16 protein-coding genes are annotated in these 18078 nt (G+C 67.3%); 7 read left to right on the top strand and 9 right to left on the bottom strand.

All coding sequences use genetic code 11. The annotated features are described in order from the left end of the window. Positions 1–72 precede the first annotated feature (72 nt). A complete protein-coding gene (locus AC1ME3_RS06355) occupies positions 73–957 on the top strand; it encodes a type 1 glutamine amidotransferase (RefSeq protein ID WP_480955303.1) in 885 nt (294 codons plus the stop codon). Positions 958–985: 28 nt separating this feature from the next. Further along, on the top strand, positions 986–1291 hold the full coding sequence (locus tag AC1ME3_RS06350) for a hypothetical protein (RefSeq protein WP_480955302.1): 306 nt from the start codon (positions 986–988) through the stop codon (positions 1289–1291). Positions 1292–1337: 46 nt separating this feature from the next. On the opposite strand, the gene AC1ME3_RS06345 is transcribed toward AC1ME3_RS06350, so the two are convergent. From AC1ME3_RS06345 to AC1ME3_RS06320, 6 genes are all read right to left on the bottom strand, one after another. Next, positions 1338–1688, bottom strand: a complete 351-nt coding sequence (locus tag AC1ME3_RS06345; protein ID WP_480955301.1) for a response regulator — start codon at positions 1686–1688, stop codon at positions 1338–1340. A 91-nt stretch (positions 1689–1779) separates the two neighbouring features. Next, the gene (locus AC1ME3_RS06340) at positions 1780–2112 is read right to left on the bottom strand and encodes a hypothetical protein (RefSeq protein ID WP_480955300.1); all 333 of its coding nucleotides are present in this window, start codon (positions 2110–2112) and stop codon (positions 1780–1782) included. A gap of 14 nt (positions 2113–2126) precedes the next feature. Beyond that, complete coding sequence (locus AC1ME3_RS06335; protein ID WP_480955299.1) at positions 2127–3608, bottom strand: PAS domain-containing protein; 1482 nt, start codon at positions 3606–3608, stop codon at positions 2127–2129. 130 nt (positions 3609–3738) lie between these two features. Continuing rightward, positions 3739–6156 (bottom strand): bifunctional diguanylate cyclase/phosphodiesterase, encoded by a 2418-nt coding sequence (locus AC1ME3_RS06330; protein WP_480955298.1) that lies wholly within the window; start codon positions 6154–6156, stop codon positions 3739–3741. A gap of 89 nt (positions 6157–6245) precedes the next feature. Next, on the bottom strand, positions 6246–7640 hold the full coding sequence (locus AC1ME3_RS06325) for a sensor histidine kinase (protein ID WP_480955297.1): 1395 nt from the start codon (positions 7638–7640) through the stop codon (positions 6246–6248). Further along, the gene (locus tag AC1ME3_RS06320) at positions 7630–8295 is read right to left on the bottom strand and encodes a response regulator transcription factor (RefSeq protein WP_480955296.1); all 666 of its coding nucleotides are present in this window, start codon (positions 8293–8295) and stop codon (positions 7630–7632) included. The genes AC1ME3_RS06325 and AC1ME3_RS06320 overlap by 11 nt, the downstream gene beginning before the upstream one ends. Positions 8296–8386: 91 nt before the next feature. On the opposite strand from AC1ME3_RS06320, the gene AC1ME3_RS06315 reads away from it, so the two are divergent. From AC1ME3_RS06315 to AC1ME3_RS06300, 4 genes are all read left to right on the top strand, one after another. Next, positions 8387–9472, top strand: a complete 1086-nt coding sequence (locus AC1ME3_RS06315) for an ABC transporter substrate-binding protein (RefSeq protein ID WP_480955295.1) — start codon at positions 8387–8389, stop codon at positions 9470–9472. Then, on the top strand, positions 9469–10950 hold the full coding sequence (locus tag AC1ME3_RS06310; protein WP_480955294.1) for an OprO/OprP family phosphate-selective porin: 1482 nt from the start codon (positions 9469–9471) through the stop codon (positions 10948–10950). The genes AC1ME3_RS06315 and AC1ME3_RS06310 overlap by 4 nt, the downstream gene beginning before the upstream one ends. A gap of 219 nt (positions 10951–11169) precedes the next feature. Further along, entirely contained in the window at positions 11170–12471 is a 1302-nt protein-coding gene (locus AC1ME3_RS06305; protein WP_480955293.1) for a CitMHS family transporter, read from the top strand. A 40-nt stretch (positions 12472–12511) separates the two neighbouring features. Beyond that, entirely contained in the window at positions 12512–13171 is a 660-nt protein-coding gene (locus tag AC1ME3_RS06300; protein ID WP_480955292.1) for an alpha/beta fold hydrolase, read from the top strand. An 8-nt stretch (positions 13172–13179) separates the two neighbouring features. On the opposite strand, the gene AC1ME3_RS06295 is transcribed toward AC1ME3_RS06300, so the two are convergent. The 3 genes from AC1ME3_RS06295 to AC1ME3_RS06285 all read right to left on the bottom strand — a co-directional run bounded on the left by AC1ME3_RS06295 (position 13180) and on the right by AC1ME3_RS06285 (position 15492). Continuing rightward, positions 13180–13827, bottom strand: coding sequence for a hypothetical protein (locus AC1ME3_RS06295; protein ID WP_480955291.1), 648 nt, complete (start codon positions 13825–13827; stop codon positions 13180–13182). Between the two features lie 32 nt (positions 13828–13859). Further along, the gene (locus AC1ME3_RS06290; RefSeq protein WP_480955290.1) at positions 13860–14216 is read right to left on the bottom strand and encodes a hypothetical protein; all 357 of its coding nucleotides are present in this window, start codon (positions 14214–14216) and stop codon (positions 13860–13862) included. 61 nt (positions 14217–14277) lie between these two features. Further along, positions 14278–15492 (bottom strand): UbiH/UbiF/VisC/COQ6 family ubiquinone biosynthesis hydroxylase, encoded by a 1215-nt coding sequence (locus AC1ME3_RS06285; RefSeq protein ID WP_480955289.1) that lies wholly within the window; start codon positions 15490–15492, stop codon positions 14278–14280. Between the two features lie 144 nt (positions 15493–15636). On the opposite strand from AC1ME3_RS06285, the gene AC1ME3_RS06280 reads away from it, so the two are divergent. Continuing rightward, positions 15637–17949 (top strand): DNA translocase FtsK, encoded by a 2313-nt coding sequence (locus AC1ME3_RS06280; protein WP_133020150.1) that lies wholly within the window; start codon positions 15637–15639, stop codon positions 17947–17949. Positions 17950–18078: the final 129 nt, after the last annotated feature.

Below are 18078 nucleotides of genomic sequence, written 5' to 3'. Positions count from 1 at the left end.
TTGCGGCGGCGGCGGACGAAACGCGTGCCAGCGCGTTGAGGTCGCTCGAACCGAAACGGGAGAGGACCGGGTTTGCCGCATTTTCTGGTTGCCGAAAGCGAGACCGCGGACGAGCGCGAGGCGCGTCGTCGCCACGCCGGCAAAAGCTCCGGCGAAACCTACGCGTCGACGCTTCGTCAGCTCCGTCCCGATGCCGAGATCACGATCGTCGCGCCCGCCGATGACGATGCGCAGGTCTACGAAGCCAGCGCCCTGGGCCTGTTCGACGCGGTGTTCATCACCGGGTCGCCGCTCCACGTCTATGACGACAGCCCAGAGGTCCGACGCCAGTTGACCTTCATGCGATCGGTGTTCGCATCAGGCACGCCGTCGTTCGGATCCTGTGCCGGGCTGCAGCTCGCGGTCGCCGCTGCCGGAGGGAAAGTCCGCAAGATGCCACAGCGGATGGAGGCCGGGATCGCCCGCCGCATCACGCCGACCGACGCAGGCCGCGATCACCCGCTGCTAGCCGGTCGCGCGGCGAGCTGGGACGCACCCGCGATCCACGGCGACGAGGTCGAGACGCTTCCCGCAGACGCGACCCTGCTGGCGAGCAACGCCGTCACGACGATCCAGGCCGCCGAGATCCGCCACGACGGCGGGATTTTCTGGGGCGTGCAATATCACCCCGAACTCGCGCTCGGCGAGATCGCGGTGGCGCTGCGTCGCCAGGCCGAGGACATCGTCGAAGCCGGGCTCGCGGAGACAACCGACGATGTCGAGCACCGCGCGGACCAGCTCGATGCGCTCCACCACGATCCCGATCGCCGCTCGCTGCTATGGGCGCTCGGCGTCGACCGCGAGTTCGCCGACGAAGCGCGGCGCCGCACCGAACTTAACAATTTCCTCGATCACCTCGCGGACATCGACGCCAGCGATCGCGCACACGCCGCATCGCCCGATCTGTGTCCCGCCTGACCTTTTGACCCGCAACAAGGAGCGACCAATGTCCACCACTCTCAAGGCAAAGTTCGATACCCGCCGCGAAGCCGAGATGACCGTCGAGCGCCTGGTCCAGGAGCAAGGCATCGAGCGGACCGACATCTTCATCACCACCGACGGCGCAGACAACAGCGTCGGCGACGAGAAGGCCGGTTCGGATACCGAAGGCAAGGACCCGACGCCGGAATCACGTGACGATGCTGCCCTTGAAGGCAAGATTGTCGTCTCGGTCGACATTGCGGACGATGCCCGCGCCGCCGAGGTGAAGGCCGCGTTCAAGGAATTCGACGCGAGCGAGATCCAGGGCTGATAGCCAATCGAGGTACGGCGCTCACCACGCCGTACCTCGCTGCCGCTCAGTGCGGGGCAAGTCTCCGGAACGTCTCGATAACCGAAGATTCGCTGATCGGCTTGTCGAGTATCGCAGCCGGCGGATCGCATGGTACGCATGCCTCGGGCGTTCCGGTGATGAACATCACGGGGATGTCGCCATGCATGGCGATGATCCGCTGGACCGCCAGCGGTCCGGTCCCTTCGCGTAGCTTTACGTCGGACACGATCATGTCCGGGGTGCGTGCGCCAGCCGCGTCAACCGCATCGGTCTCGCAATCGGCCTGGTCATAGGACGTCGCGCCAGCCTGCTCGATCAAGCTTATGATATGATCCGCGATCAGCCAGTCGTCTTCGATTACAAGCACGTGGCACATCTGCGTTTCCCGTAAAACCAGTGTCCCTCAACGCGCTGGGTCCGGCCCGGGTCCGGCTTGGACATATTTTATGGTTAAATAGGTTACTCGGTTACGCGGCGTCATCCACCGTCGCAAACCAGTCCGCATAGGGCGTCGTGCGCGCCATGTGCCGGTTGAGGTCGGGCGCGCCATCGGTCCACCATACCGGCCCGCGCTCGCCCAGACCGTGCTTCGCCGCATCGACCGCGGTCCGCGCAGCCGCCTCCGCTGCGCTATCGCCATCCCGTTTCGCCGCGGCTACGCCTCGCCGACCGTCCATCAAAGCCGCAACCAGTCGCACGCGGTCGTCTTCGTCAAGGCCGGGGTTCGCGGTGCGCCAAAGCCGTCCGCGCACCACGATATAGCGCCCGTCGGGAGTCGTCAGCGGGGGCGGTTTCGGCATCGACGTCCGCGAGCCTAGAGCGGCGCGTCGATCGTGAAGACGACGCCGGTGTCGCGATACTCGATCCGGGCGGTGCCGCGCATATGCTGTGCGAGCACGCGTTCGATCATCCGCGATCCGAAGCCGGTGCGCGTCGGCGTGGTGACTACCGGGCCACCGGTCTCCTCCCACATGAAGGCCAGCCGGCGTCCGCCCTCGCCGATGCCGACGCTCCATGAAATCGTGACATGCCCGCCCGCGACGTGGAGCGCGCCATATTTGGCGGCGTTGGTCGCCAGTTCGTGAAGCGCCATCGACAAGGCGAGCGTCACGCGCGGCTCGAGCCGGACATCCGGCCCCTCGACCGAGAACAGGCGACCGCCGCCATCGTCGAACGGCGCCATCACCCCGGTCACGATATCCGCGATCGTCGCGCCCTCCACCTCGTCGCGCAGCAACAGGTCGTGCGCAACCGCCAGCGATCCAATCCGCGCACCGATCGTGTCGCGTGCCTCGGACATCGAGGCGGCATCGCGCAACGTCTGGTTGACGATCGCGCTGACCGTCGCGAGCGTGTTCTTCACCCGGTGCGTCAACTCGCCCGCCAGCAGCGCGCGGTGTTCCTCGGTCCGCTTGCGCTCGGTGATGTCGGTCGAGAAGCCGGTCATCGACAGCGCCGTGCCATCCGCGCGCGTCAGCAATTCGCCGCGGATCGCGACCCAGCGAACCTCGGCCGTCGGCGTCACGATGCGGTATTCGATGTCGTAGTCGCATCCCGTCGCGATCGTCTCCTGGATCGCCTCGACGACGCGCGCGCGATCCTCCGCATGGATCGTTTCGAGGAACTCGGGATAACCGAACGCCGCGCCCGGATCATAGCCGAAGACGATCTTGCAGCCATCCGACGCGTCGAGATGCTGGCTGGCGGGATCGAAGGTCCACGCGCCCAGCCGCCCAGCCTTCAACGCGAATTGCAGCCGCGCGGCGCTGTCGGCGAGCCGAACCTGCGTCTCCGCGGCGGACGCCTCGAGTTCGCGCTGCTCGGCCTCCAGCAGCGCGAGCGTTTCGCGTTCGAGCGTCACGTCGTGCTGCGACGCGACGTAATAGCGCAGATGCCGGCTGCGATCGAACACCGGCGCGACCAGTAACCGGTTCCAGAACGGCGTCCCGTCCTTGCGGTGGTTGAGCAGGTCGATCTCGATCCGCTCGGACCGCCTTATCGCATCCCGCAGTCGCGACACGTCTTCTGGATACGTCTCCGGCCCTTGCAGGAACCGGCAATTCCGCCCGACCACCTCGTCGCGAGCATAGCCCGTCAAGTGCTCGAACGCGGCGTTCACGTGAATGATCGGGTTGTCGGGAAGCGTCGGATCGCTGATCGCCATAGGCAATGGCGCTTCGTTGAACCCAACCACGAAAGGATCGGTAGCATCCAGCGAACGGCCGAACGCCGCCATGATCAGAGTATGATCGGCATCCTGGTCCTGCAAGGACGTCTGGTTCTTACTCTGTTCCAAGCGACCATTTGCTATCGAAATTCTAACACGCCCACAATAGCATACCGTCGTTGCACGGAAGCAATTCGACCGCCCGGCACTCTTGCGAATGCGCGGACAGGCGGGATGCCCGCGTGTGAGCGGTAAACGGTCAGGCGGCCATCCGCGCGACGGACGCGGACTCGTCGCCGGTCGGGCTCGAACCCATTCCCACCGCCATCGGCACGAGATTTTCGACCGCGTCGGTGAATGGCACGACAGGTCGCCCGACCAGATAGCCCTGCACCGCGTCGCACCCGATCGAGCGCAGCAACTCGAGCTGTTCGCGCGTCTCGACCCCCTCCGCATGCGTCAGGACGCCGAGTTCCTGGCCGATCGCGACGGTCGCGCGCAGCACCGCCATGCACCGCGCGTCGGAGCCCGCCTCGATCACGAAGCTCCGGTCGATCTTGATCCGGTCGAACTGAAAATCGCGAAGATGCGCGAGCGACGACTGGCCGGTGCCGAAATCGTCAAGCGCGACCTTGATCCCGGTCCGGCGGATCCGCGCCAACATCGCCGCCGTGCGCGCGGCATCGTCGATCAGCGCGGTCTCTGTGATCTCGACCTCGACCCGCTCCGGCGCGATACCATAGACCAGGATCGCCTGCGTCAGATGGTGCAGCAGCGCGTCCGACTTCAGCTGTCCCGCCGAGACGTTGATCGCGACGTGGAGGTGCGGCGACCAGCCCGCCAGCTGCCGGCACGCTTCCATGATCACCCACCGGCCGATTTCCTCGATCAGGCCGCAATCCTCGGCGATCGGGATGAAGGTATCGGGCGATATCCAGCCGCGCGTCGGGTGGTTCCAGCGGATCAGCGCCTCGTATCCCGTCGTGATGCCCGACGACAGCGCCACCACCGGCTGGAACGCCAGCGAGAAACCGCCATTCTGCACCGCCTCGTACAGGTCGTCGGTGATGTGCTGCCGTTCGACCAACCGTTCGGCGAGGCCCGAGACATAGGGTTGCGCACGCCGGCGCCCGCGTCGCTTCGCCTCGTACAGCGCCATGTCGGCGCGTTTCATCAGTTCGTCGGGCGTCAGGTCGTTGGCGAACCCGGCAATGCCGATGCTGCATCCGGGCAGCAGCCGGCGTTCGTCGATGATCACCGGCGCGCTCAGCCGGACGACGATCGTATCGGCCAGCGCGGTCGCCGCATCGCCGAGCTGCGTGGCGATGATCGCGATCTCGTCGCCGCCCATCCGCGCGACGAAGCTGTCGTCGGGCAGCAGGCTCGTCAGCTCGGCCGCGACATGGATCAGCAACGTGTCTCCCACCGCATGGCCATACGCATCGTTGATCCGCTTGAAATCGTCGAGGTCGATCAACAGCAGTGAGAACGGCTTGCCGAGACCGATCCGTGCCTCCTTCTCCTCGCGCAGCGCGCGGCGGTTGCGCAGGCCGGTCAGCGGATCGTGATAGGCGAGATGCGTGAGGTTATCGAGCGCACGGCGTTCGGCGCTGACGTCGTTGAACGTCAGCACGATGCCCTGTCGCGGGATCGACCGGCACTGCATCTGATAGGTGCGGCCATCCTCCATCTCGCACTCGCGGTCGAAATCGTCGTCGAGCTGCACCCACTGCTTCATTGCGCCCCCGACCAGCGTACGCTTCTCTGCCGCCCAGCCGCGGCATGTCGCGATGACGTCGAGGAACTGGTCGATCGTCAGCCCCGGGCCGATCGCGTCGACCGGCGTGTTGAACAGGTCGAGGAAACGCCGGTTGAAATGACGCAGGCGGCCTTCGCGGTCGATGAACACCAGCCCGTCGGACATGCTCTCCATCACCGACTTCAGCGTCTGCGCCTCTTCCTCGCGCGTCGTCTTGAAGCGCGCGAAGGTCAGTAGGCTGCCGAGGCACGTGACCGACACTGCGAAGGTCATGCAGGCCGCGACCAGCCCCGGCGACAACACGCTGCCGGGCACGTCGTTGATGCTGCCGAGGACGAGGTCGCCCGACAGCGACAGGAAATGCGTGACGCAGATCGACAGCGCGAACACCAGGCACCCGATCGGCCGCGAGCGCGACCATCTGCGGTTGATCTGCCAGGAAGACAGCAGCAGCGTCCCCATGATCAGCCCGGCGGCATTGGTCGGCCAAGAAAAGACGTGGATACAGTCGGTCATGCCGGTGATGCCGACCGCGTGCATGCACCAGATCCCCGCCCCCGCCGCACCCGCGGCGACGATCCGCCCCTTGTGCGACCGCAACCGCGTGATCGCGACGATCGGCGCGCCGACGGTCAGTATCCCGACCAGCGCCGACACCGTCGTCACGAACGGGTCGTAGCGCAGCAGCAGGTCGGGCCGGTATGCGAGGATCGCGATGAAGTGCGTCGCCCACACCCCCAACCCGGCCGCCAGAGCCAGCGCACCGTGACGCCAGCCCAACGGCTCGCTCTGCGGGGCGTTGGCCATGTCGGTGGTCAGCAGCGACACGGACCAGCTTGCGGTCAGGCAGATGCCGATCGCGACGACGACCAGATAGCCCGAATGCTGGAAATGGAGATTGAAGAGGGTTGGTAGCATGGTCGCTCGGTCGTTTTTTCCCGAGTGACACGAACACGTTAAGGAAACCGCACACTGGCATTCGGGGTGTCGAGCGATATTGATGCAGGTTACTCGTTCGCATGAAAGAACCGCAGGATCACGCTCGTGCCGCTGGTCACCTCGCCGAACGCCACGGTCGCGTTGAGGCGAGTCGCCGCCGACCGCACGATCGCCAGGCCGAGGCCGCTTCCCTCCGGACTCCCAGTCGCGCCGAGCCGGACGAACCGGTCGAACGCCTTGTCGCGCTGGTCGAGCGGTATCCCCGGCCCATCGTCGACCACCGCGATCGTCGTCTCCGATGGCGTCGTCTGGAGCCTGACCGAGACGGTGCCGCCGCGCCGGTTGTAGCGGATGCCGTTGTCGATCAGATTCGACACGATCTCGAAGATCAGCGTGCGGTGGCCGGAAACCAAGTGGCCGACCTCGGGGTCACCCTCGATCGTCAGGTCGATGCCCGCATCGATCGCGCGGTTGATCTGTCGCGTGATGACCGCCACCGCCACTTCGCGCAGGTCGACCGCCTCGAGGGGCGCGGACACGCCGGCCTCCTCGGCGCGCGCCAACGCCAGCAACTGCGTCACCAGGCGTTCGAGGCGCACCACCGCGTCGGCGATCTCGTCGAGCGCGACGCTGCGTTCGGGTCCCGAGCCGCGGCGGGCGAGTGCGACCTGGACCTTCAGCACCGACAGCGGCGTGCGCATCTGATGCGAGGCGTCGGCGGTGAAGCGGCGGACGCCGACGGTGGCGGTGTCGAGCTGCGCCAGCAGGCGGTCGAACGCACCGGCGAGCGGGCGGAGTTCGCTCGGGAGCGGACCTGTGTCCAGCGGCGAGAAATCGGGACGCGCGCGTCCGTCTCGTGCTTCGACGGCACCGCGGAGGCGGGCCAGCGGGCGGAGGCTCCAACCTAACGCAGGCCGGATGAGCAACGCCGCCGCGCCGACGAGAACGCATTCGCCGATCAGCAGCGCGAGCATCAGCCGGCGGGTTAGCGCACCGCGGTTGTCGAGCGTCTCGGCGATCTGCACGATCACGGGCTTGTCGATCCGGGGGAGCGAGCGGCGCACCTCGGCGATACGGATCTGCTGGCCGCGGTAGCGCGCGAAGCGATAGCGCGGCACGTCGATATCGAGCGTCGCGGGATCGGGGGCGGGCAAATCCGCATAGCCGGTGAGCAGGTCCGGCCCGACGGCAACGCGGTAATAGACGTTGTCGCGCTCGGTGTTCTCCAGCATCCCGAACGCGGCGGACGGCAGGTCGAGCGTAACCTCGCCGCGCTCGACCTGCACCGTCTCGGCGATCGCGCCGAGCGCACCGCCGAGCACGCGATCGTTGGTGCGGCGGACGACGTCGGCGATCAGCGTCGCCCCGACCACGCCGATCAGGATCGCCGCCGCCAGCAACGGTCCGAGCACCGCGACCAGCAGGCGCGTGCGCAGCGCTGGCGTTCGCGTTTCAGCCGGCATCGAGCATGTACCCGACCCCGCGGACGGTGCGGATACCGGGGCCGTCGGGCGCGAGCTTGGTCCGCAGCCGCGTGACGTGGACTTCGATCGCATTGTCGCCGACCGGCTCGTCGAACCCGAACACCTCGCCGATCAGCAGCGCGCGAGGGACGACCCGGCCTGCACGCGTTGCCAACGCCTCCAGCACCGCGCGCTCCCGCCGACGCAAGTCGAGCGCACGGCCGGCAATGTCCGCGTCGCCGGTCGAGCGGTTGATCGTGAGCGTGCCGACGCTCAGCACCGGCAGCGGATCGCCGCCTCGCCGCCGCCCCAGCGCCCGGACGCGCGCCTCCAGTTCCTCGGGGTCGAACGGTTTCCGCAAATAATCGTCGGCGCCGAGATCAAGCCCGCGCACGCGGTCGTCGAGCGCATCGCGTGCGGTCAGCATCAATACCGGCACCCGCTCGCCGCGCCGCCGCAACGTCTCCAGCACGGTAAACCCGTCGATACCGGGCAGCCCGACGTCGAGGATCACCAGCGCATACGGCTCCCCCGCGATCACCGACAGCGCATCCTCGCCCGTCGCGACGTGATCGACCGCATTACCGCCCGCGCGCAGCAACGCCGCGATGCTGCGCGCCAACGCCGCGTCGTCCTCGATCAGCAGGATGCGCATGAAAACCCATGAAAGGTTGGTGACAGGTTCGGTTCGTACTCCACCGTTGCAGTCTATCCGAACACAGAGACGGAAGGCGAGGAGAGTGACGATGGCACGAATTTTAGTGAAGATCGCGATACTGACCGGGCTGTCGACGCTTGCCGCGACCGCCGTCGTGGCACAGCGCCCTGCCAATTATCCGCGCTCCTACGACCAGCTGATCTCCGACGCGCGCGCCGAGCGGCAGGTGCGGATCTACGGCAATGCCGATCGCGCCGAACTGCTGCCGGTCGTCGCCGCCTTCCGGAAACGCTATCCGGGCATCACCGTGCTGTATGCGGACATCGGCTCCACCGAGATGTACCGCCGCTTCGTCACCGAGACGCGCGCGCGCCGCATGTCCGCCGATCTCGTCTGGTCGTCGGCGATGGACCTGCAGGTGAAGCTGATCAACGACGGCTTCGCGCAGGGCTATGCGAGCCCGGAAAAGCCCGCGCTGCCGCCGGTATCGGTGTGGAAGAACATGGGTTTCGGCGTCACCGCGGAGCCGATCGGGATCGTCTACAACAAGCGCCTCGTGCCCGCCGGACAGGTGCCGCGCACGCACGCCGCGCTGGAGACATGGCTGCGGAAGAACGTCCGCGCGCTCAACGGGCGCGTGACGACGTTCGACCCTGCGCGCTCCAACGTGGGCTATCTGTATCTTACGGAAGACATGGCGATCACGCGCGACACGCGGTCGTTGCTGGAGGCGATCGCCGCGACGAAACCGGTTCTTGCGCAGACCAGCGAGCCAATGCTGCGCGGCGTCGCCGAGGGGCGGCAGGCGATCGCGTACAACGTCATCGGCTCCTACGCGCTGGAACGCGCGCGGACCGATCCCCGCATCGGCGTCGCGTTCCTCCAGGACTATACGATCGTCACCTCGCGGATCGCGTTCATCGCGCGCGAGGCCGCACACCCGGCGGCGGCGAAGCTGTTCCTCGATTTCCTGCTGTCGCGCGAGGGCCAGTCGCTGCTCGCCAAGCGCAGCCTGTGGCCGGTCCGCACGGACGTTTCCGCCCGCCGTCTTCCCTCGAGCCAAGCGCGACCGATCCGCGTGGGGCCACAACTTCTCGTCAACCTCGACCGCGTCAAGCGCCAGCGTTTCCTGCGCGACTGGACCGCGATTCTCGCCACCGGAGCCCAACAATGACTCTCTTCCGTACCGGGTGCGCCGCACTCGCGCTGATCGCCGCGACTCCGGCGCTGGCCCAAGCTCCGACCGATGCCGATCTCGGTGCGCTGGTGCGCGCGCAGGCCGCCGAGATCGCCGCATTGAAGTCGCGGCTCGATCGGCTGGAGAACAATGCCGCCGTCGCGCAGGCGTCCGCTCCGGTCGCGCCGTTGCAGCCGGCACCGCAGGCGGTCGCGCAGAACACCGAGCCGCGCCGCACCGTGCCGTTCGCGCCGCAGCTCGCGCCGCCCGGCCCCGCCGATCGCAGTGTCGCGCAGGCGGTCGCCGCACGCGACAATCCGTCGGGCGTGACCACCGAATGGGGCGCCGGCCTGCCCGTCTTCCACTCGGCGGACGGCGTCTACACGTTCAAGCCACGCGGCCGTATCCTGACCGACGTCAGCTCGAGCTTCGGCTCGAAGTACGATGGCCGCAACATCACCACGACGGGCATGCGCGCACTCCGCCTCGGCCTCGAAGGCGGCGTCGGCACGCACTTCTTCTACCAGTTCGAGAGCGATTTCTCGGAGAACGAGGTCGACGTCGTCACCGCGTTCGTCGGCTGGCGCAACAAGATCAAGCCGGGCCTCGACTACGACGTTCGCGCCGGTCACCTGTTCAACGATCGCGGCTTCGAAGGCTCGACCGGCTCGGATTCGACGCCGTTCCTGGAGCGCACCACGGTCGCCACCGCGATCATCCCGCAGCGTGGCTTTTATGGCATCGGCGTGATGCCGCGCATCTTCTGGAAAACCGGCCATGCCTCGGTTACGATCACCGGCGACCGGATCGACGGGACGCAGACCGTCGGCGACAGCCGCACGGTGCTCGGCCGCGCGCACTGGAACCCGATCAAGTCCGATACCGGCGTACTGCACATCGGCGCATGGGGCTTCGACGAATCCCTGTCGTCGGTCGCCGGCACGCTGACTCGCAACACGGTGATCGGCGGCCGCTTCAACGGTGCGCTGCGCGTGTCGACCGGCCCGCTGATCGGCGGTACCGGCACGACCGGCTACGGCGTCGAACTCGGCGGCTATCGCGGACCGTTGTGGGTGATGGGCGAGGCCGGCCGCCGCAACGCGCGGCTCGACGGCGGTCGTCCCGATTTCATCAGCAAGGCGTGGAGCGTCTCGGGCGGTCTGTTCCTGACGGGCGACCTGCCGCCGTACAACCCGCGGCTCGGCAGCTTCGGCCAGCCCAAGGTGTTGAAGCCGACCTTCGATGGCGGCGTCGGCGCGATCGAGCTCACCGCGCGCTACGAAAGCCTCGATTTCGACAATCTGCTGACCGGCGGCGACGGCTGGGCAGCGACCGTCGGGGTCAACTGGTACCTGAACTCCTTCACCCGTTTCCAGGTGAACGCGATCCAGTGGAACACCGACAACCGCGCCGGCGACTATGTCGGCAACGACAGCGGGCAGACGCTGAGTGCCCGCGTCGGAGTTACGTTCTGATGCTGGCCGTCGCCAAATCACTCCGTCACCCCGGACTGGTTCCGGGGTCCACCGTTCCGCACATCAAACGCTCTCGATTGTGCGGCACCGTGGATGCCGGAACGAGCCCGGCATGACGAAGAACTTAGCGATTTCGTCGACTCAAACCGATCGACGTTCGACGCGCATATTCGTCACTGCGCGCTCTCCCTTTTTCACGCCCTTTCCTAGGACGAAGCGATGAACCTTGCCCTGCTCGGCTTCCTGATGGTCGCCACGTTCATGACGTTGATCATGACCAAGAAGATGACGCCGCTGGTCGCGCTCATCGTGATACCGTCGATGTTCGGCGTGTTCGCGGGTGAGGCCGCGGGCCTCGGCCCGATGATGATCGACGGCATCAAGAACCTCGCGCCGACCGGCGTCATGCTGTTGTTCGCGATCCTGTTCTTCTCGACGATGACCGACACGGGCCTGTTCGATCCACTGGTCGGACGACTGATCCGGATGGTCCACGGCGATCCGATGCGGATCCTGATCGGGACGGTCGTGCTGTGCGCGCTCGTCAGCCTCGATGGCGACGGCTCGACCACCTACATCATCACGATCGCCGCGCTGCTGCCGCTCTACAAGCGCTTCAACATGAACCGGCTGTACCTGGTCTGCCTGTTGATGACGACGAGCGGGATCATGAACCTGACGCCGTGGGGCGGGCCGACCGCGCGTGCCGCAAGTGCGCTGAAGCTCGATCCCGCGACACTGTTCCTCCCGCTGATCCCCGGCATGATCGCCGGCCTCGCCTTCCTGATCGGTCTCGCCGTGTATTTTGGGCGCAAGGAGCGCGTCCGGATGGGCGAAGCGGGGATCACGGCGGACACCGAGTTCACCGGCATGGCCGTCTCGCAATATCCCGAGGCACGCCGCCCGAAACTGATCTGGTTCAACGCCGCGCTCGTCATCACGCTGCTGACGTTGCTGGTCTGGGGCATCCTGCCCTTGTCGGTGCTGATGATGCTGGCGTTCGCGATCGCGATGATCGTCAATTACCCCGGCGTCGCCGACCAGAAGGAGCGCATTTCCGCGCATGCCGGCAACGTGCTCGCGGTCGTCTCGCTGATCTTCGCGGCGGGCATCTTCACGGGGATCCTCGGTGGCACCGGCATGGTCGAGGCGATGAGCAAGGCGGTGGTCGGCGTGATCCCGCCCGCGCTCGGGCCGTACATGGCGCCGATCACCGCGGTGCTGAGCATGCCGTTCACCTTCTTCATCTCGAACGACGCGTTCTATTTCGGGATGCTGCCGATCCTCGCCGAGGCCGGCGCGCATTACGGCGTCGCGCCCGAGGCGATCGCCCGCGCATCGCTGATGGGCCAACCGGTCCACCTGCTCAGCCCGCTGGTGCCGTCGACCTATCTGCTCGTCAGCCTGGTCGGGATCGACCTCGCCGATCACCAGCGCTTCACGCTCGTGCCCGCGATCGCCGTCTGCGTCGTGATGACGATCGTCGGCATGATCGCGCTCGCCTTCCCGTTCGTCGCCTGAGGTGAGCATCCCCGCAACCCGCCGCTACCGGAGCTTCCGCATGATCCGACCGCGTACACCGTTGATGCTGCTCCCCGCGATGGGCTGCGACGGGCAGCTCTGGGCACGCCAGATCGTCGATCTCGCCGCCGTCGCACAGGTCGAGTTCGGCGACCTGTCGCAGGACGATACGCTGTCCGAAATGGCCGCGCGCGTGCTCGCCAGCGCACCACCGCGGTTCGCGGTCGCGGGCGTCAGCCTCGGCGGCTACGTCGCGATGGAGATGGTGCGGCAAGCCCCCGACCGTATCGAGCGGATCGCGCTGTTCGGCACGCGCGCGTCGATGGAGGTGCGCCCGCGCACCGTCGTCGGCCAGGGCCTGCTCGCCACCGCGCCGCACGCCGACCCGCGCCTGACCGCGATCGTCGCCGGCCCCGCACAGGCGATGGCGGAACGCGTCGGCCAGACCGTCTTCGAACGCCAGCAACGCGCGCTGCTCGCGCGCCCGGACATCAGCGAGGCGATCGCCGCGATCCACGTCCCGACGCTGGTAGCGGTCGGCGACCGCGACCTGATCTGCACCCCCGACGACGCGCGCGCGCTGAGTGCCCGGATCGAGGGTTCGCGGTTTCACATGCTGCGCTCCTGCGGCCACCTCGCACCGATGGAGCGTCCCGGCGAAGTCACCGCGCTGCTCCGCCAGTGGCTGAAGACCGGCTGAGCGATCGCCTAGTCGCGGACGCGATCGAGCTTCGCGTAAGCCGTGCCGATCTCGACCTCGAGTCGATCCGCGCGGGGATCGAGCGCGATCGCGGGAATGTCGAACGGCTCGACGTCGCTCGGATAATAGGTGAAGCGAAAGCTGTTCGGCCCCCCGCGGCCGAGCGGCACGACCGTCAGCACCTTGCGATCCGACAGCCTCACGACCGAAAACCGTGCCGCGTCGCCCAACTCCTCCACCGAAGCCGAGTGTCGCCCGTCGCTCATCGCGAACAGGCCGTTGGATTCGGGCCATGTCGCCCCGAGCCCCTCGGCCGGCGTACCGTCCGCATTCACGACGGTGACGGACAACCCGACGGCGGGATCACGAATCGGGTTCGGCACCTGTTCGAGCCGAACCGGGCTCGGCCGGTTGTGGATGTGGATCACGTCGCCTGCGAGCGTCCAGAAACCCTCCGCCTTCATGAAGTCCGCATCGGCCTCGCCAGAGGTAATGTGGTACAGCGCGCTATGGTCGGCGTTGAGGCGGACCGTCACTTTCATGCCATCGGCGCGCTCGACATAGCGGTACGCCCCGACCAGCATGCGCTCGTCCTGGATCAGCACGGGAACGCTGTTCGACGGCAGTTGCGCGCTGACCGGGGCCGCCACCATCATCGCCAGGCAACACCCCCATACCCGCGAGAGCGTCATGTGCCCCTGAACGACAGGGACCACGACGCGGGCGTCGTGACCGTGCGCGTCTCGTCCATGCTGTAATTCAGTTCCGCGTCACTGGCATCCCGCATCACCTTGTCCAAGGTCGCGGCGGTCAGGTCGACCGGGAGTGCCGTCTCGATCCGAACGATACCGTGTGCTGCCGACCCGATCGGCACCTGCCTGAACGCAGGAACGGTCGCGCCTTCGATCGCAACGAAGCGTCGGACGTCGTCGGCCCGGCCCCAGATCGTCATGCGCTTCGAGGCGTGCACCGTCGGCGGCTGCCGATTGCTGCACCCCGCCGCGCCGACCGCGACCACGAGTGCCAATACCCATTTGCCCTGCATGATCGGTTCCCCCCGATGCGATGCTAGGGCGACCGCCGCGTCATATCCAGAGGCCTGCGACTTAGATCACCATGCCTTGCAACAGCTTGGGCAGGTCACCCGATTCACCGCGTGCTTCGGCCATGAAGCGGTCCTTCAGCGGCGGGATCGCGTTGACCGCGCTGATGCCGAACCGGCGGACGGCGCTCGCGGTCTTGCCGGGGAGGCCGAACAGGCGGGTGAGCGTGTCGGTGGCGGCGGCGGTCATGAACGTGTCGAGCCCGCGCCAGCGCTGGTAGCGCGCGAGCAAGGCAGCGTCGCCGAGGTCGAGGCCGAGCCGCTTGCCCTCGACCAGCACTTCGGCGAGCGTCGCGACGTCGCGGAAGCCGAGATTGAGCCCCTGCCCCGCGATCGGGTGAATGCCGTGGCCCGCGTCGCCGACCAACGCGAGCCGCGTGTCGGTGATCCGCGCGGCGTGGTGGAAGCCAAGCGGGTAGCTCGACCGCGGCGTCGCCATCGACAGCTTGCCGAGGAAGCCGCCCATGCTCTTCTCGGCTTCGGCGAGGAACGCGCGGTCGCCGAGCTTCAGCATGCCGGGCGCGTTCTTCGCGTCGACCGTCCAGACGATTGCCGAGCGGTGGCCATCGGCATCGTCGGGAAGCGGGAGCAGCGCGAACGGGCCACTCGCATAGAAGATCTCGTACGCGACGTCCTCGTGCGAACGCTCGTGGTGGAACGCGGCGATGATCGCGGTGTGCTCGTACGACCAGCGGGCGATCGTGATCCCTGCGGCCTCGCGCGTCGGCGAGTTGCGGCCCTCCGCGGCGATCAGCAGTGGCGCGCGAATGACGTCGCCCGAGTCCAGTGTGGCGGTGACGCCCGATGCGGCACGGTCGACCGTCGTCGCGCGCGTCTGCATGCGCAGGTCGACATGCGGCGCGGCGGTCGCCGCGTCGAACAGTGTGCGGCGGAGCAGCTTGTTCTCGTACATCGTGCCGAGCGCGCCATCGTCCGCGGCGGGGACGAAATCGAGCGCGCCGGGTTCGAGGCCATCGCTGACCCGAATCTGGCGGATCGCACAGCCCTGCCCCGCCAGCGTCGCGCCGATGCCGATCGCGTCGAGCATGCGGTGGCTCGCGCTTGCCACCGCCGACGCACGGCCGTCGAAGCCGGGCGCCAGCGTCACCGCGGGGTCGGCGGGGTCGATCACGATCGTCGAGATGCCGTGCACGTCGAGCGCCACGGCGAGCGTCGCGCCGACCAGCCCGCCACCGAGGATGATTACATCTGTGTCCATGGCGCCCGCTTTATCCCGCCAGCCGGTCGCTGCCAACGACGTTCCCGACGCGCTTTAACCCGTGTTGCAGCGCGGTTATCTTGACGTTGACGCTGCCGGGGACGATGCATTTCTCTATTGTAGAGAATCTGGAGAATACGGGTCATGGCCAGCCGCGCGCAGCCAGCCTTGTGGCGTGAGACGGTGAAGGCGGGTGCCGTCCGCAGCGGCGCGCTGATCGCGGCGATCGCGTTGTTCGTCGGCACGCTGCTGATGGCGCTGGCGCTGGCGAGCTATCACCCGAGCGACCCCGCGCTGAACACCGCGTCGGGCGGCGACCCCGCCAATCTTGTCGGGCCGCCGGGTGCATGGTTCGCCGATATCGCGCTCACGCTGTTCGGACCCGCGGTCGCGCTGTTGCTGCCGATCGGACCGATTCTGGGCATGCGACTGTGGCGTGACGCGCCGCTCGGGCATTGGCTGCGGATGGTGCGCGGCGCGGCGATCGGCGTCGCGCTGATGGCGAGCGCGCTGGCGTTCGTATCGGGCACGTCGGTGCTCGCGCTCCCCGCCGGCTGGGGTGGCGTGATCGGCCTGTCGGTCTCCAGCGCAGTGCATTGGGCGTTGAGCTTCATCGGCCAGCCGGTCGCCGAACTCTGGTCCGCGCGCGCAATCGGGCTGGTCGCCGCGATCGCCGGCGCGATCGTCTGGGGCAAGAGCATCGAGATCGATCTCGGCGAGCGCAAATGGCGCCTGCCCCGCCGCAATCGCACCGAAGCGCTTGGCTATGACGGCTTTGCGGAGATCGACGAGGACGACGACGAGCCGCTGACGTTGACGCGCAAACCGGTCGAGCCGCGTGCGGTCGCGGAGCCCGACCCGCGTCCCGCTCCCGTCATCGCGGATCGCCAGAACGCGCCGTCGCAGGCGAAACCCAAGGAGCGCCAGTCTTCGCTCGACCTGCGCGATAATTTCACGTTGCCGAGCCTCGACCTGCTGACGCCGTCGCCGCCGAGCCAGGGCAATGTGATCGACAAGGCAGGCCTGGAGCGCAACGCGCGACTGCTGGAGAACGTGCTCGACGACTTCCATGTGAAGGGCTCGATCATCGAGGTCCGGCCGGGCCCGGTCGTGACGATGTACGAACTCGAGCCCGCGCCCGGCATCAAGGCGAGCCGCGTGATCGCGCTGGCCGACGATATCGCGCGCAACATGTCCGCGATCTCCGCGCGCGTCGCGGTGATTCCGGGGCGCAACGTGATCGGTATCGAGCTGCCGAATGCGCGGCGCGAGGCGGTGAGCCTGCACGAACTCGTCGGCAGCCAGACGTTCGAGGACCAGTCGGCGCAGTTGCCGATCATCCTCGGCAAGAACATCGCGGGCGATTCGGTGATCGCGGATCTCGCGCCGATGCCGCATCTGCTGGTCGCGGGCACGACCGGCTCGGGCAAGTCGGTCGGCCTGAACAGCATGATCCTGTCGCTGCTGTACAAGCTGACGCCGAACCAGTGCCGGATGATCATGATCGATCCGAAGATGCTCGAGCTGAGCATGTACGACGACATTCCGCATCTGCTGTCGCCGGTCGTCACCGATCCCGCCAAGGCGGTGCGCGCGCTGAAATGGGCGGTCGAGACGATGGAGGATCGCTATCGCCAGATGTCCTCCGTCGGTGTCCGCAGCCTCGCCGGCTTCAACGACAAGGTGCGCGGCGCGAAGGCTAAGGGGCAGCCGCTCGGCCGAAAGGTGCAGACGGGGTATCACCCGGATACCGGCGCGCCGATGTACGAGGAGGAGAAGCTCGAATACGACGTGCTGCCGCAGATCGTCGTGATCGTCGACGAGCTTGCCGATCTGATGATGACCGCGGGCAAGGAGGTCGAGTTCCTCATCCAGCGGCTTGCGCAGAAGGCGCGCGCGGCCGGCATCCATCTGATCATGGCGACGCAGCGGCCGTCGGTCGACGTCATCACCGGCGTCATCAAGGCCAACCTGCCGACCCGGATCAGCTTCCACGTCACCTCGAAGATCGATTCGCGCACCATCCTCGGCGAACAGGGTGCCGAGCAGCTGCTCGGCAAGGGCGACATGCTCTACATGCCCGGCGGCAAGGGCATCGTCCGCGTCCACGGGCCGTTCGTGACCGATGACGAAGTGCGGCTGGTGGCGGATCACTGGCGGTCGCAGGGGCTGCCGGATTACATCTCGTCGGTGACCGAGGAGCCCGAGGAGAGCTTCGCATTGGAGGGCTCGCCGACCGGGGAGGACTCCGCGGAGGACCAGCAGTATCGCCAGGCGATCCAGCTGGTGTGCGAGTCGCAGAAGGCGTCGACCTCGTGGCTCCAGCGGCAGTTGCGGATCGGCTACAACTCCGCCGCGCGGTTGATCGAGCGGATGGAGAAGGACGGTATCGTCGGCCGCCCGGATCATGTCGGCCGCCGCGAAGTGCTGCGCGATACCGAGGGGCATGCGATCTAGCGTTGCGGTGCTGCGGCGCTCCGTCCTCTGACTCGCTGTTCCCTCGCGAACGCGGGGGTCCAGGAACCAAGAACGATATCGTCTGGAATCCAGGTCTCCCGCCGTCGCGGGAGAACTGGAAGGGGTGCG

The sequence above is a fragment of the Sphingomonas sp. BL2 genome (genome assembly GCF_056680015.1).
The sequence above is the reverse complement of the archived record's forward strand: the minus strand, read 5'-3'. Positions and strand labels throughout refer to the sequence as shown.

Coding starts and splice junctions, on each gene's coding strand:
- AC1ME3_RS06285 (WP_480955289.1), bottom strand. CDS start 15,492: ATGGACACAGATGTAATCATCCTCGGTGGCGGGCTGGTCGGCGCGACG.
- AC1ME3_RS06320 (WP_480955296.1), bottom strand. CDS start 8,295: ATGCGCATCCTGCTGATCGAGGACGACGCGGCGTTGGCGCGCAGCATC.
- AC1ME3_RS06295 (WP_480955291.1), bottom strand. CDS start 13,827: ATGATGGTGGCGGCCCCGGTCAGCGCGCAACTGCCGTCGAACAGCGTT.
- AC1ME3_RS06350 (WP_480955302.1), top strand. CDS start 986: ATGTCCACCACTCTCAAGGCAAAGTTCGATACCCGCCGCGAAGCCGAG.
- AC1ME3_RS06280 (WP_133020150.1), top strand. CDS start 15,637: ATGGCCAGCCGCGCGCAGCCAGCCTTGTGGCGTGAGACGGTGAAGGCG.
- AC1ME3_RS06330 (WP_480955298.1), bottom strand. CDS start 6,156: ATGCTACCAACCCTCTTCAATCTCCATTTCCAGCATTCGGGCTATCTG.
- AC1ME3_RS06325 (WP_480955297.1), bottom strand. CDS start 7,640: ATGCCGGCTGAAACGCGAACGCCAGCGCTGCGCACGCGCCTGCTGGTC.
- AC1ME3_RS06290 (WP_480955290.1), bottom strand. CDS start 14,216: ATGCAGGGCAAATGGGTATTGGCACTCGTGGTCGCGGTCGGCGCGGCG.
- AC1ME3_RS06300 (WP_480955292.1), top strand. CDS start 12,512: ATGATCCGACCGCGTACACCGTTGATGCTGCTCCCCGCGATGGGCTGC.
- AC1ME3_RS06340 (WP_480955300.1), bottom strand. CDS start 2,112: ATGCCGAAACCGCCCCCGCTGACGACTCCCGACGGGCGCTATATCGTG.
- AC1ME3_RS06305 (WP_480955293.1), top strand. CDS start 11,170: ATGAACCTTGCCCTGCTCGGCTTCCTGATGGTCGCCACGTTCATGACG.
- AC1ME3_RS06345 (WP_480955301.1), bottom strand. CDS start 1,688: ATGTGCCACGTGCTTGTAATCGAAGACGACTGGCTGATCGCGGATCAT.
- AC1ME3_RS06310 (WP_480955294.1), top strand. CDS start 9,469: ATGACTCTCTTCCGTACCGGGTGCGCCGCACTCGCGCTGATCGCCGCG.
- AC1ME3_RS06315 (WP_480955295.1), top strand. CDS start 8,387: ATGGCACGAATTTTAGTGAAGATCGCGATACTGACCGGGCTGTCGACG.